Source organism: Streptomyces sp. NPDC096132, assembly GCF_044763345.1.
In the GTDB taxonomy this organism is placed as follows: Bacteria; Actinomycetota; Actinomycetes; order Streptomycetales; family Streptomycetaceae; genus Streptomyces.
Map to the genome: position 1 here is coordinate 112,277 of NZ_JBIWGA010000017.1, position 13,410 is coordinate 125,686.

A 13,410-nucleotide genomic window follows, 5' to 3' on the forward strand; every position below is an offset into this window, starting at 1 on the left:
CCCGCAGCAGCCGCGCGGAAGGCCACAGCGACTGGCCACGCCCAGAACATCGCCCGCCAGACCACCGACACGGCGAGCGAGGCCCGCGAGCCTGCGAGGCCCGCAGCAGCCGCGCGGAAGGCCACAGCGACTGGCCACGCCCAGAACATCGCCCGCCAGACCACCGACACGGCGAGCGAGGCCCGCGAGCCTGCGGGGCCCGCAGCAGCCGGGCGGAGGGCCGCGGAAACCGGCCGCCCGGAACATCGCCCGCCGGAGCGTTACCCCGGCGAGCGAGGCCCGAGGCCTGCCGGGGCCCGCGGCGCGGGCGGGCCGTCTACACCGGGGCGAGGATGACCAGGGCGCCCAGGCCCACGCCGAGCGCGATGCCTGCGGTGCCGCAGATGATGCCGGCCAGGGCCTGGCCCGGGTTGGTGGCCTCGCCCCGGGTGGCCTTTCTGCGGCCGATCGCGCCGAAGACGATGCCCAGGATGCCCAGGACGATGGCCAGCGGCCACAGGCAGAAGACCACGGCCGAGACGATCCCCAGCACCATCCCGGCGATCCCCATCCCGTTGCTCTCGCCCTGCGGCGCACCGGGCCAGTAGTAACCAGCCGGGGGTGGAGGAGAGGGGTAGCCGTAGCCGCCGGGGTAGCCGTACGGAAGCTGTCCCGGGCCGTCCGGGGAGATCGGTGGCGGCGGCACTGCGCCGGTGTGGGCGAGGGGCGGCGCGAAGGGGTTGGGCGGCGGCCCGCCGGCCCCCATCACGGGGTGCGGCGGCGGTCCGCCCGCCACCGTGGCCGCATTCGGCGGCGGGAAGGAGGCGAAGGCCCCGTTCCCGGAGGGAACGACGGGACTGGCCCAGGGCTGGGGGGCGCCGTCGACGGGGGTCGGGGGCACGCCGTTCGCCGGGGGCCGGGCTGTGCCGTCGGCTATCGGAGGCAGCGGCACCCCGGCGGCCGCCGGAGGGGGTACGGCTGCCTCGGACGCCCGAGGCTGCGAGGTGACGGCGCTCGCCGGGGGCTGCACTGTTACGTCGCCTACCGGAGGCAGCGGCACCCCGGCGGCCGCCGGAGGGGGTACGGCTGCCTCGGACGCCCGAGGCAGCGAGGTGACGGCGCTCGCCGGGGGCTGCACAGTCGCGTCGGCCACCGGAGGCGGCTGCGGGGCGTCGGCGGCCGCCGCAGGCTGCGCTGTCACGTCGCCTACAGGGGCCTGCGGCTCGGTCGCGGTGCCGAAGTGGGCCGTGCCGTCACCGGGTATGGTCGCGGGGTCGGGCGGGGAACCCGTGCCCGACGGCGACTCGTCCGACCGCGGCTTGTCCAAGGGCACCTTGTCCAACGGCACCTCGGGAGCCGCGTCCCGTGGCCCGTCCGTCGGGTCGGGTGCGGGCGCGGCCGGAGTCGGCGCGTCGTCGGACATGCAAGGGATCCCCTCTGTCGTACGTTCCGTCATGCTACGGCCCGAGCAGGCGCGCCCACGCAAACCGGCCAGGGCCCGCCCCGCCCCTCTCCCCTCCTCCCCGCCTACGATGATCCTGACCCACCGATCAGCCGATCACCCGCGTCCCGTCCGGCCCTCTCACGGCCCGGGACGCCGTCCCGGGGAGGACCCCTTGACCGACCGCCTCGACGCCTCCACCTCCGCAGGCGCCCCCGCCGGCCCCACCGCGGACGCCGCCGCTGCCGGTCCCCGCGATCTGCACGCCTTCATCGCCGGGCTGCCCAAGGCCGAACTGCACGTCCACCACGTCGGCTCCGCCTCCCCCCGCATCGTCGCCGAGCTCGCCGCCCGGCACCCCGACTCCAGGGTGCCCTCGGACCCCGAGGCCCTGGCCGACTACTTCACGTTCACGGACTTCGCCCACTTCATCGAGGTGTACCTCTCGGTCGTGGACCTCATCCGCACCCCGGAGGACGTCCGGCTGCTGACGTACGAGGTCGCCCGGGACCTGGCCCGGCAGCAGGTGCGGTACGCCGAGCTGACGATCACGCCGTTCTCCTCGACCCGGCGCGGGATCGACGAACTGGCGTTCATGGAAGCGATCGAGGACGCCCGGAAGGCCGCCGAGGCGGAGTTCGGCACCGCGCTGCGATGGTGCTTCGACATCCCGGGCGAGGCCGGGCTCGAGTCCGCCGAGGAGACCGCGCGGCTCGCCACCGACGACCGCATCCGCCCCGAGGGACTGGTCTCCTTCGGCCTGGGCGGTCCGGAGATCGGCGTACCGCGGCCGCAGTTCAAGCCGTACTTCGACCGGGCGATCGCCGCCGGGCTGCGGTCGGTGCCGCACGCCGGTGAGACGACCGGCCCCGAGACCGTGTGGGACGCGCTGACCTACCTGCGGGCCGAGCGCATCGGGCACGGCACCAGCTCGGCGCGCGACGAGAAGCTGCTCGCGCACCTCGCCGAGCACCGCATCGCGCTGGAGGTGTGCCCCACCTCCAACATCGCCACCCGCGCGGTCCGCACCCTCGACGAGCACCCGCTCAAGGACTTCGTACGGGCCGGGGTCCTGGTCACGATCAACTCCGACGACCCGCCGATGTTCGGCACCGACCTCAACAACGAGTACGCCGTCGCCGCCCGCCTCCTCGACCTGGACGAGCACGGCCTCGCCGACCTCGCCAAGAACGCGGTCGAGGCGTCCTTCCTGGACGAGGCCGGCAAGAGCCGGATCAAGGACGAGATCGACACCTTCACGGCCGACTGGCTCGCCCCCTGACCATCCCCTGAGGCCCCCGGACATGAGGGACCCCGGACACAATGGCCCCCATGCAGAACCTGACGGCCGTGGCCCATCGCGGCGACCCCTACCGCTTCCGTGAGAACACGCTCGACTCACTGCGTTCCGCGCTCGCCCTGGGCGCGGACGCCGTCGAGTTCGACGTACGGCTCACCAGGGACGGTGTGCCCGTGCTGCTGCACGACGAGACGCTGAAGCGGCTGTGGGAGCTGGACCGGCCGCTGCGCTCGCTGTCGGCCGCCGAGGTGCGCGGGCTGACGGCGGGCGGGGTGCCGACCCTCGCCGAGGCGCTCGCGGTGACGGAGGGCAGCCGGGTGATGGTGGACCTGCCGGGGACCCGCACCGAGCGCGAGGCCCGCCGGGTCGTGGACGCCGTCCGGGAAGCGGGGGCGGCCGAGCGCGTCTACTACTGTGCCGGCGCCGCCGAGATGCTGTCGGTCCGTGCCGCGGACCCCTCCGCCGAGATCGCCCTGACCCGGACCAGCCTGGCTCCGCCCCGTCCCGCCCTGCTCGCCGCGGTCAGGCCCCGCTGGCTCAACTACCGCTTCTCCCTCGTCGACCGCGACCTGGCCGCCCGCGTCCACCACGACGGCTACCTGCTCTCCGTGTGGACCCCGGACACCCGCCGCTCCATGCGCCGCCTCGTCGACCTGGGCGTCGACTCGATCACCACCAATCGCATCGACGTCCTCACCGCTCTGCGCAAGCAGCTCTGACAGCCCACTGCACCGCTACACGCTCGAGCGCTGGGCCACCGTCGCCGGGTCGGACGGGGTCGTCCGGGTGAGGTACTGCGGTACGGGGGTGTCGTCGCCGCCGGTGTCGCGGACGAGGCCGTAGCGCGTGGCGCCCCGGTCGGGGCCGTAGGTGATGTCCTCCTCGACCTTGTCCCAGGTGGTGGGGAAGACGTTCAGGCCGTAGTCGGCGCCCCGCTCGTTCACGGTGAGGGTGACGCTGCCGTCGACGTAGAAGTACTCGTTCTGCCACATCTGCTGGGTGCCGGCGGGCAGGACGGCGTAGCCGGTGGCGGAGTTGCCCATGCCGGTGGAGGTGGGGTCGGTGCTGCTGACGGGGTCGTCCATGCGGCGGCCGCCGCCCGAGGCCACGTGGAAGACCTTGCCCCGCAGTCCGGTCCAGCTCGGCATGACCAGGCTGCCGGCCCGGTACTGCGGCGAGATCTGCCAGCGCACCAGGACATAGCCCTGGCCGCTGAGTGTGACGCTGTCCCCGCGGTGGTTCATGGTGGCGTGCGCGCCGCCGGTGCTGGTGAGGCCGGACGCGGGCCGGTGCGGCAGGGCCCCGGGCGGGGTGTCCGGGTCCGGCGCCCGGTCGACGGCGTCGACGACACCGCCGTAGCGGGCCGTGTTCTTCCTGGTCGCGGACGGCGACGGGGAGGGGGACGCCGACGGTGAGGCGGACGGGGACGGGGTGGGTGAGGACGGCGGTCGGGCCGGCGTGCTCGCCGCCGTGGGGACGGTGGCCGCGCGCGGGGGCGGGTCGTCGGGCGTCTGTACGACGACGTAGGCGCCGCCCGCCGCGAGGGTCGCCCCGGCCGTCACCGCGACGGCCGGTTTGGTGAGCACGCCCAGCACCTTCGCGGACCAGCCGACGGAGGCGGAACCCGCGGCGGCCACCGCGGTCTTGCCGCCGAGACCGAGGGAGAGCGTGAAGCCGACCGGGACGGGGACGAGCGCGATGCCGACGAGGAGCCGTTCGGCCGGTACGACGGATTCGCGGGCGTCGCCGCAGTAGCCGCAGCCCCGGATGTGCCGGGCCAGCCGCTTGCGCCAGACGGAGTCGGGGCGGCCGTTCCAGCGGGCGGTCAGCTCGCGCAGGTCAGGGCAGGCGCCGTCGAGGGCGCGCACGATGCCCCGGGAGACCTCCAGGCGTTCCTTCACCCGCTGGACGCGCACGGCGGCGTGCTGCCGGCTGATGCCGACGGCCGCGGCCAGCTCGCGCCGGGTGAGTTCGCCGGCCACCTCCAGCCACCACAGGGAGAGCAGTTGCCGGTCCTCGTCGTCGAGCCAGCGCACCGCCTCCGCGACCTCGCGCCGCTGTCCTTCCAACTGGAGTTTCAGCACGGTGAGTTCGGCGAAGTCGGAGGCGCCGTCGTGGGCCGCGCTCTCGTCGAGGTGCCGATCCGTCCTGCGGCGGGCGCGGTCGCGGATCTGTCGCATGGCGATGGCCACCAGCCAGGAGCGGAAGCTGTCGGGGTCGCGCAGCGAGCCGAGGTTGTCGACGGCGCGCAGCATGGTCTCCTGGACGACGTCGTCGACGTCGGCGTGGCCGTTCAGGGCGCGGCCGACGATGTTGTAGACCAGCGGCAGCCAGCCCGCCACCAGCTCGTCCAGCGCCTGCCGGTCACCGGCCTGCGCGGCGGCGATGGTGGCGTGCCAGTGCCGGCCGGCCTCGGCGTACGTCCTCATGCCCGCACCCTCTCAGCCGGGCCCCCGCTGTTGGCAATGTCGGAGATCACACCCGAGGGGACGGGAGGGACGGCCTCCGGATAACACTTTTCTCCGCACCCGTAGGGGACGGCCCCCACAACTCCACCATTTGCCAGGGCAGTTGCTCCGGGTTCGGTCAGGGGCGGGCGCCCTCCTCGGTGAGGATCCGTTCCCGCGCGCCCCGCCGGAAGATCATCACGAACCTTCGATCCGCCGACCCTTTCAGGAGACATCCCGCATGCGCGCTCGCCGCCGCACCACCGTCCTCGCCGCCTCCCTCGTCCTCGCCCTCGCGGCGGCCGGACCGCTGGCCGCCGCCCCCGCGTTCGCCGCACCCGTCGTCCAGCGGGCGGACACGCTCGACGAACAGGCCCTCGACGAACAGGCCCTCGCCGCCGCGATCTCCGGCCTCCCCGACGCCAACGCGACCGCCGCCCTCGTCCGTGTGGGCGGCACGGACGGCACCTGGCGCTCCAGCGCGGGCGTGCACGACCTGGCGAGCGGCAGGGCGGCGGATCCGGACGCCCGCTTCCGGGCCGGTTCGACGACGAAGGTGGTGACGGCGGCTGTCGTCCTGCAGCTCGCGGCGGAGGGCAGGGTCGGCCTGGACACTGCCGTCCAGCGTTATCTGCCCGGGCTCCTGGGCCGGGACTTCGAGCCGATCACCGTACGGCAGTTGCTGAACCACACCAGCGGGATCCCGGCGGGCGACGGCCTCGGGTACTCCTTCGAGGAGCTGTACGCGCACCGCTTCGAGTACCAGACCCCCCAGGAGGTCGTGGCCTCGGCGGCGGCGAAGGGGCCGGAGTTCGCGCCGGGGACACGACAGCACTACCTGAACATCAACTACACCCTCCTCGGCCTGCTGATCGAGAAGGTGACCGGGCACTCGTACTCCTCGGAGGCCGCCCGGCGGGTGTTCCGCCCCGCCGGGATGACGCGGACGTACCTGCCCGGCACCTCCGCGCGCATCCTCGGCCCGCACAACCACGGCTACCAGGCGGTGGAGCAGGCCGACGGGAGCACGCGGTTCGTCGACGTCACCGACTGGATCCCCGCCGACGAGGCGGCCGGCGGCATGATCTCCACGACCGCCGACCTGGAGCGCCTGCTCACCTCCCTCTTCCGGGGCCGGATCGTCCCCGGGCCGCAGCTGCGGGAGATGTTCACCGTCCCGACGGGCATCGAGGGCGCCTCCTACAGCGCGGGACTCCAGCGCTTCGAGTACGGGGGGAAGGTCCTGTGGCTCAAGACGGGCGCCCGTTACGGCTACAGCACGATGCTCGGCGCGACCCGCGATCTCAGCCGGACACTCGTGTACTCGGTCAACTCCACGAATGCGAAGGGGGAGGGCATGAACCCGGTGGCACAGCGGATCGCCCTGGCCGCGCTGAAGTAGTGGCGGAGGAGTGGCGGGGTACCCCCTAGGGGTATAGCCTGAGCTTCCGGATACCCCTCGGGGGTATCAAGCAGCGACGGGAGCCCGCGATGAAACCCCTCCAGACGATCGGCGCGTTCACCGCCACGCTCGCCGTGGTGTTCGGCGCCGCCTACGGCATCGGGGCGGCGTTCGGATCGGGCTCCCCGCCGTCCCGGCCCGCCGCCCACGGGGAGGCGCACGCAGAGACGACGAACCCGGCGACGGCGGAACCGGTCCGCCTCACGCCGGCCGGGCTCCAGGTCTCCGAGAGCGGCTACACCCTCGATCTCGAGACCAGGAGCCTGTCCGCCGGCCGCCCGGGCACCTTGCGCCTCACCGTCCGGGACGCGCACGGCGACCCGGTCACCGCCTACGAGACCGAGCACACCAAGCAGCTCCACCTGATCGTCGCCTCCCGCGATCTGACCGCCTACCGCCACCTCCACCCCACCCGGGACCCGGACGGCACCTGGAGCACACCGGTCGACCTCCCGGCGGCGGGCTCCTACCGCGTCTTCGCCGACTTCCGCCCGGCCGGGGCGCAGGAGGGCCTCACCCTGGGCTCCGACCTCACCGTCACCGGGCGGTACGAGGCGACCGCACCGCCCCCGCCCTCCGCCACGACCACCGTCGACGGCTACACCGTCACCCTCGGCGGGAGCCTCGAGGCCGGCGCGGAGAGCGACCTCACCTTCACCGTCGAACGCGACGGCCGGCCGGTCACCGCCCTCCAGCCCTACCTCGGCGCCTACGGCCACCTGGTCGCCCTGCGCTCCGGCGACCTCGCCTACCTGCACGTGCACCCGCACGACGAGGCGGAGGACGGTCGTACGTCAGGACCCGACGTCTCCTTCGCCGCGACCACGCCCAGCGCCGGCACCTACCGGCTGTTCCTGGACTTCAAGGCGGGCGACACGGTGCACACGGCGGCGTTCACCGTGCGCACCGGCCACTGACCACTCACCTCAGCGGCTCCTCCGGCGGCACATTGCGCACCCCCGGCAGATGGCCGTCCAGCTCCCCCGGCTCGAACCGGCACATGCCGACCGCGTGCCAGAACTCGCCGGTGACGTCCCCCTCGTACTTGTAGCCGCCGGACGGCGCCAGCGCGGCCCAGCCGCCCGGCAGGCCGACCAGGGTGGCGCGCAGGGCCGCCGGGCGGTCGGCCGGAACGTCCCACAGCCGGACCGTGCCGTCCTCGCCGCCGCTGGCCAGCAGCGAGCCGTCGGGACTGAAGGCGACCGCCAGGACGCGCCCGGTGTGGCCGCTCAGCGCGGCCGTCTCCCGGCCGGTGTGCGCGTCCCACAGGCGGACCGTGCGGTCGTCGCCGGCCGTCGCGAGCAGCGGGCGCAGCGGGTGCGCGGCGGCCGTCCACAGCTTGCCGGTGTGCCGGGAAAGCCGGTGCACTGCCACACCGTCCCGCCAGATCACGGCGTCGCCGTCCCAGGAGGCGCTGGCCAGCCAGGAGCCGTCGGGGGCGAACGCCACGGCGTACACCCGGTCGGTGTGGCCGTCGAGGACGGCGGTGATCCGGCGCTCGGCCAGGTGCCAGACGCGCACCTTGCGGTCGTCGCAGCCGGTGGCCAGGGCCTCCCCGTCGGGCCGGAAGGCGATGGAGCGGACCCGCCCGAAGTGCTCGCCGATGGTGACGACATGCGCCCCGGTGGCCCGGTACCACAGCCGTACGGTGTCGTCGTCGTTGGCGGTGGCGAGCAGTTCGCCGTCAGGGCTGAACGCCTCGGCCCAGACGTGGTCCGTCTCGACGTCCATCTCGCGCTGGTACTCACCCGTCGAGGCGTTCCACAGGTACATGTCGCCGTCGCTGCTCGCGGTGGCCAGCAGGCTGCCGCCGGCGCTGAACACGGCCGAGACCAGGCGGTCGCTCTGGCCGGTCAGCTCCCGCAGCCGCCGTCCGGTGACGGAGTCCCACAGACGGATCACCCCGTCGTTGCCGCCGGCCGCGAGGATCGCGCCGTCGGCGCTGAAGGAGAGCGTCCCGATCCGCCGCCCGTGGCCGCGCAGGATGCGGCGGCCCTGGCTGGTGGCGGGGTCGTGGAGCCGTACGACGCCGTCGTTGCCGCCGGTCACGAGCAGGGCTCCGGTGTCCGGGGCGGGGGTGTCGCCGTGCGGGCGGAACTTGCAGACCCAGACCGAGCCGCGGTGCTCGGCGGGCTGCCGGGTGAGCGGCACGGCCACCGGGTCGGCCTCGGGCGCGATGCGCCAGAGCCGGACCACGCCCTGGCTGTCCCCGGCGGCGAGCAGGGTGCCGTCGGGGTCGAAGAGGACCTGGTACACAGCCCCCCGGCAGCCGCCGAGCAGTCCGGCACCCGCCCCCGCGGTCAGGTCCCACAGCCGCACCTCCCCCTCGGTGTCCCCGCTCACCAGGAACCGGCCGCCGGGATGGAAGTCGAGGGTGTAGACACGGCCGGTGTGCCCGGTGAACTCGTGCCGCAGGGAGCGGTCGGCGAGGTCCCAGATCCGCACCGTGCCGCCCAGCCGCCCGTCCCCGCGGTCGCCGGTGGCGAGCAGGGTGCCGTCGGGGCTGAACCGCGCCCGGTACACGGCGCTGTGGTGGCCGGGCAGTTCACCGATCCGCCGCCCGGTCGCCAGGTCCCACAGCCGTACGGCGGTGGAGGCGTCCCCGGTGACCAGGGTGGCGTTGCCCGGTCCGAAGGCCACGGTGTAGACGGGTGCGGAGTGGCCGGGCAGCCGGTGCAGGGCGGTGCCCGAGCCGGTGTCCCAGACGGTGACCACCCCGTCGGCGTCGCCGGTGGCCATCAGGGAGCCGTCGGCGTCCAGGGCGAGGGGCCACACCCCGCGCGGGTGGATCGGCAGCAGATGCCGGCAGCGGCCGGAGACGGGGTCCCACAGGCGTACGGTGCCGTCGGCGCTGCCGGTGGCGAGGACCCGCTCGCGGAACTTGACGGCGTAGACGCGGTCGGTGTGGCCCTCCAGGGTCCGCAGGGCGGTGCCGGTGGCGGCGTCGCAGACCAGCACCCCGCCGTCCTCGGCGCCGACGGCGAGGAGTTCGCCGTCGGGGCTGTAGGAGATGGGCTCGGGCAGCCGGCTGGTGCGCATGTCGAAGCCGTACGGGACACCGACCGCGGAGGGCCGGAAGCCGGAGTCGACGGCCATGCCCGGGGCGAGGGCGGCCGGCGTCAGCTCGGGGGCGTCGGGCAGATCGGGATCGGTGGTCGCCCGGATGAGCGCGGCCCGCTGCCAGCGGCCGCCCGCGACCCGGACGCCGGTCAGATCGGTGCGGATCAGCCGGGCCCGGCGCAGGTCGGCGCCGCGCAGATCGGCGCCGGTGAGGTCGGCGCCGTCGAGCCGGGCGCCGGTCAGCCGGGCGTCGCGCAGGACCGCCCCGGAGAGGTTGGCGCCGATCAGCCGGGCGTCGGTCAGGTCGGCGCGGGTGAGGTCGACGCCGGAGAAGTCCCGGTAGGAGAGGTCCTCCCCGGCGAGTGCGGCGCCGCGCAGATCGGTGTGGGCGGGCACCCGCAGCCGGGAGAGGATCTTCACGGCGTTGGCTCGGGCCACCTCGTCGTCGGCGGCGTCGAGGGTGCGTTCGGCCCATTCCTGGCAGGCGCGGTGATCGGCGAGGTCGCAGAGGAACTCGACGGCGAGCTGGCTGAGTTGCCGCCGGGCGAGCAGGGCGCTGTCCCCGGCGACCAGCCGTACCGCGCACTCGCGGGCGATGAGCCACTCCACCACCGAGCCGTGGATGAACCGGAACACCCCGGCCTCGCTGCGGACGAGGAGACTGCCGGAGCCGACGGCGTGCGCGGCCTGCCCGGCGGACAGCCGGCTGTCGGCGAGACCGGTGAGGGTCTCGGCCACGTCGGTCAGCTCGTCGAGCCGCAGCGACTCCTGGCCGCTCTGCCACAGCCGCAGGGCGAGCGCGGTGACGGCGTTCCACAGCTGGTCGAGGCTGAGTCCGGGGGTGCGGCCGGGCCCGCCGGTCGCCCGGTGCTGCTCGAACGTGAGCCAGGCGGTGAGGACCTCCTGGTAGAGGCCGGCGGGGCTGAGGGCGCGGCCGGCGCCGGCGACCGCCCGCAGCTGGTCGTCGTCGAGGTCGGCGACGAAGCCGAGGAGACGGGGGTTGCGGCACAGGGCGAGCAGGTCGGGGATGGCGTCGAGCAGGCGCACCCGGCGGTCGGCGGCGCGTTCGTCGCCGTCGTACCGGTTGACCAGGTAGGCGTGGATCTGCTGCGGGGTGAACTCCTGGACGGCCAGGACGCGGCGGTGCGGGAGCAGGCCGACGCGTTCGCCGAGGGCGGTGAGCACCTGGCCCTGGGAGCGGAAGTGCTGGGTGCGGCTGCTGACGACGATCTTGGCGTTGTCGACGGCCGAGTCCAGGAGCACCTGGAGGCGTTCGGCGGCGCGGTCGTAGGTGACGCGGGTGACGAGTTCGTCGAAGCCGTCGAAGAGGAGCACGATCCGGCCCTGCTGGAGCATGTACCTGAAGGCCCGCAGGTCGATGTTGTCGACGCCGTGCGCGGCGAGGTGGGCGGCGACCAGGCCCTCGAAGGAGTAGGCCCGGTCGAGCGCGTTCAGCTCGACCAGCAGCGGGACGAGGTGCGGGAGTTCGGACGGGATGCGGCGGGCCAGTTCGCGCAGCGCGAAGGTCTTGCCGTGGCCGAAGTCGCCGAGCAGCAGCAGGAAGCGGCCCTGGTCGGAGTCGAGGAGGCGGAGCATGTCGTCGACCAGGCCGTCGCGGTCCTCGGCGTCGAGCCGCTCGACCTCCCGGTAGCGCTGGGGCAGGTACATGCCCGGGGGGTAGCGGGGGTCGGTGCGCAGCCGTTCGCTCTGGGCGCCGACGTAGGTGCGCAGGTCGAGCAGGCCCTGGAACTCGGTGAAGCTGCGCACCCGCACGCCTCTGCGGCGGGCCAGGTCGCGCAGGTCCCGGGCCGGGGGAGGGCCGTCGTGGACGAGTTCGGCCTCGGTCTCGGAGTCGGCCGCGTGGACCAGGGCGACGACCCGGTCGACGTCCTGGGCGGTGGGGGTGCCGGTGTGCACGGCCACGCGCTGCTGGCGGACGAAGCCCGACTGGGTCCAGGTGACGAGCAGCTGGGGCACGGGTCCGTCGACCGGGCGGATCTGGGCGCCCTCGTGCCGGGTGCGGCAGACCTCGGCGACGCGGGCGAGCAGCACCTCCGCCGGGGAGCGCACGGCCCGCGGCTCGGGGTCGGAGGTGGGGCCGGGGGCGAGGCCCGCCTCCGGATCGGCCGCGGTGCTGTCCTCGGGGCCGAAGGCGCGGTGGGCGCGGCGCCACTCGACCCGGTCGCGCCGCGGTGCGCCGGGTCCCGGCCAGGTCGCGAGGCCGTCCCGGGTGATGCGCAGCAGCTGGTGCCGGGCGGGTGCGCCGGCGCCGAGCAGCGGCAGTTCGCCGGAGGCGGTGGTCAGCACCGGGCGGGCGCCGGCCCCGGCCGGGCCGTGCAGCAGCAGGTGGAGGCGGGGTGCGGTGAGGCGGGCCAGCACCTCGCTGTCGCGCAGCGGCCCGGAGCCGTCCTGGGCGGCCCCGCGCGGCGCGCCCTGCCGGGCCGTCCCCGGGGCGTGGCGCAGCGCGCCGATCCGCAGCCAGCCCTCCTCCTCGTAGGGCCTCAGGGCCTGCGCGAACCACGCGGCCTGCTCGGGTCCGACCATGCCGTACTGGTCGTCGGGCCGGTGGCTGTACGCCATGGAGGAGTTGAGTCCGGCGACGACGGTGTGCAGTTCGGGCACCGGGAACAGGGTCCAGGGCTGGTCGCTGTCGAAGACGGCGTCGAGCCCCTGGTAGAGCTCCTGGAAGACCCGGGCGAAGTGGCGCCACTTGGGCCAGTAGGGCGGCCGGGGCGGCATCTCGTCGGCCTCGCACGTGCTGAAGTAGGCCCGGCAGGCGGCCTGGTTGACGTCGTGGCCGCCGGGGACGAGGGCGACGCGGTGCGGTTCGAGGCCGAGCAGGGCGCGCAGTCCGGTGAGGAAGGCGAGGGCCTGGTCGAACTCGCGGGGGCTGCCGGAGGCGGTGAGGTCGCCGGTGACGACCAGCAGGTCCGGGGAGGGCGCGCCGGCGTCGGTGAGCTCGACGAGGTCTCCCCAGATCGCCGCCTGCAATTCGGCCGGATCCTGTCCGCGTCCGAAGGCGGGCCCGGCGAGGTGCAGCACGGTGACCGCCTCGCGCACCGCGAGGTCCCCGGCGACTCGTGGGTAGGCCGGCTGCGCGGCGGGCCTGCGGCGACCGGCCCATCCGGGTCGTCCGAGCGGCCGGCCGGTGCGCGGGGCGACCGGGACGGCGGGGGCGGGCGGCACGGCCCGGCCGTTGCCCGGGTAGTCGGGGCGCAGGCTGGGCCGGGCCCGGCCGTCGAGGGCCTGCCGGACGCGGGTGAGCAGCAGGTCGCGGGCGGCGGACGGGTCGGTGACCGGCACCAGGTCGACGTAGGTGATGGTGGCGAGCAGCCCCTCCACCGGGATGTCCTCGACCCGGACGGTGATCAGCCGCCGCTCGGGCACGTCCGGGTCGGCGCGCAGGGCGGCCTGCCACTCCATCCGGCCGTACCGGGACCGTTCGTAGTTGCGCGAGAGGACGGCGATGACGGCCGCGGACTCGCTCACGCCCCGGTCCATGAAGTCGACGAAGTTCGTGCCCGGCACGAAGTCCCAGGCCTGGAGTACGGTTCTGTACCCGGCTTCCTCCAGCGTCCAGGCGATCCAGGACGCCCAGCGCTCGTCGGCGGGCGAGTAACTGACGAAAAAGTCCAACGGCCCGGTGTCACCGGTCATCTGACGGTCCCCCATATATTCATGATGCAATGGACGAGCGTCGTTTTGGACTGGTTTCACGCCA

At 74.4% G+C, this 13,410-nt stretch carries 7 protein-coding genes; 4 read left to right on the forward strand and 3 right to left on the reverse strand.

What is annotated here, in order from left to right; translation table 11 throughout:
* Nucleotides 1-316: 316 nt before the first annotated feature.
* Nucleotides 317-1,402, reverse strand: coding sequence for a DUF4190 domain-containing protein (locus ACIRF9_RS34165; protein ID WP_403830195.1), 1,086 nt, complete (start codon nucleotides 1,400-1,402; stop codon nucleotides 317-319).
* A gap of 193 nt (nucleotides 1,403-1,595) precedes the next feature.
* On the opposite strand from ACIRF9_RS34165, the gene ACIRF9_RS34170 reads away from it, so the two are divergent.
* Nucleotides 1,596-2,702, forward strand: coding sequence for an adenosine deaminase (locus ACIRF9_RS34170; RefSeq protein WP_403830197.1), 1,107 nt, complete (start codon nucleotides 1,596-1,598; stop codon nucleotides 2,700-2,702).
* A gap of 50 nt (nucleotides 2,703-2,752) precedes the next feature.
* Nucleotides 2,753-3,439, forward strand: a complete 687-nt coding sequence (locus ACIRF9_RS34175; protein ID WP_403830199.1) for a glycerophosphodiester phosphodiesterase — start codon at nucleotides 2,753-2,755, stop codon at nucleotides 3,437-3,439.
* Between the two features lie 15 nt (nucleotides 3,440-3,454).
* Here the strand turns inward: ACIRF9_RS34175 and ACIRF9_RS34180 are convergent, their stop codons facing one another.
* Nucleotides 3,455-5,149 carry an RNA polymerase sigma factor gene (locus tag ACIRF9_RS34180; protein WP_403830202.1) on the reverse strand — a complete coding sequence of 565 codons (1,695 nt, stop codon included), beginning with the start codon at nucleotides 5,147-5,149 and terminating at the stop codon, nucleotides 3,455-3,457.
* Nucleotides 5,150-5,408: 259 nt separating this feature from the next.
* Between ACIRF9_RS34180 and ACIRF9_RS34185 the strand changes: the two genes are divergently transcribed.
* Both ACIRF9_RS34185 and ACIRF9_RS34190 read left to right on the forward strand, forming a co-directional pair.
* On the forward strand, nucleotides 5,409-6,569 hold the full coding sequence (locus tag ACIRF9_RS34185; RefSeq protein ID WP_403830205.1) for a serine hydrolase domain-containing protein: 1,161 nt from the start codon (nucleotides 5,409-5,411) through the stop codon (nucleotides 6,567-6,569).
* Nucleotides 6,570-6,658: 89 nt separating this feature from the next.
* A complete protein-coding gene (locus ACIRF9_RS34190) occupies nucleotides 6,659-7,546 on the forward strand; it encodes a hypothetical protein (protein ID WP_403830207.1) in 888 nt (295 codons plus the stop codon).
* A 4-nt stretch (nucleotides 7,547-7,550) separates the two neighbouring features.
* Here ACIRF9_RS34190 and ACIRF9_RS34195 read toward each other — a convergent pair whose 3' ends face one another.
* The gene (locus tag ACIRF9_RS34195; RefSeq protein WP_403830210.1) at nucleotides 7,551-13,361 is read right to left on the reverse strand and encodes a TIR domain-containing protein; all 5,811 of its coding nucleotides are present in this window, start codon (nucleotides 13,359-13,361) and stop codon (nucleotides 7,551-7,553) included.
* Nucleotides 13,362-13,410: the final 49 nt, after the last annotated feature.

Excerpts from the sequence above, each read along its gene's own strand:
- ACIRF9_RS34175 (WP_403830199.1), top strand. The coding sequence starts at position 2,753 with ATGCAGAACCTGACGGCCGTGGCCCATCGCGGCGACCCCTACCGCTTC.
- ACIRF9_RS34185 (WP_403830205.1), top strand. The coding sequence starts at position 5,409 with ATGCGCGCTCGCCGCCGCACCACCGTCCTCGCCGCCTCCCTCGTCCTC.
- ACIRF9_RS34190 (WP_403830207.1), top strand. The coding sequence starts at position 6,659 with ATGAAACCCCTCCAGACGATCGGCGCGTTCACCGCCACGCTCGCCGTG.
- ACIRF9_RS34195 (WP_403830210.1), bottom strand. The coding sequence starts at position 13,361 with ATGGGGGACCGTCAGATGACCGGTGACACCGGGCCGTTGGACTTTTTC.
- ACIRF9_RS34165 (WP_403830195.1), bottom strand. The coding sequence starts at position 1,402 with ATGTCCGACGACGCGCCGACTCCGGCCGCGCCCGCACCCGACCCGACG.
- ACIRF9_RS34180 (WP_403830202.1), bottom strand. The coding sequence starts at position 5,149 with ATGAGGACGTACGCCGAGGCCGGCCGGCACTGGCACGCCACCATCGCC.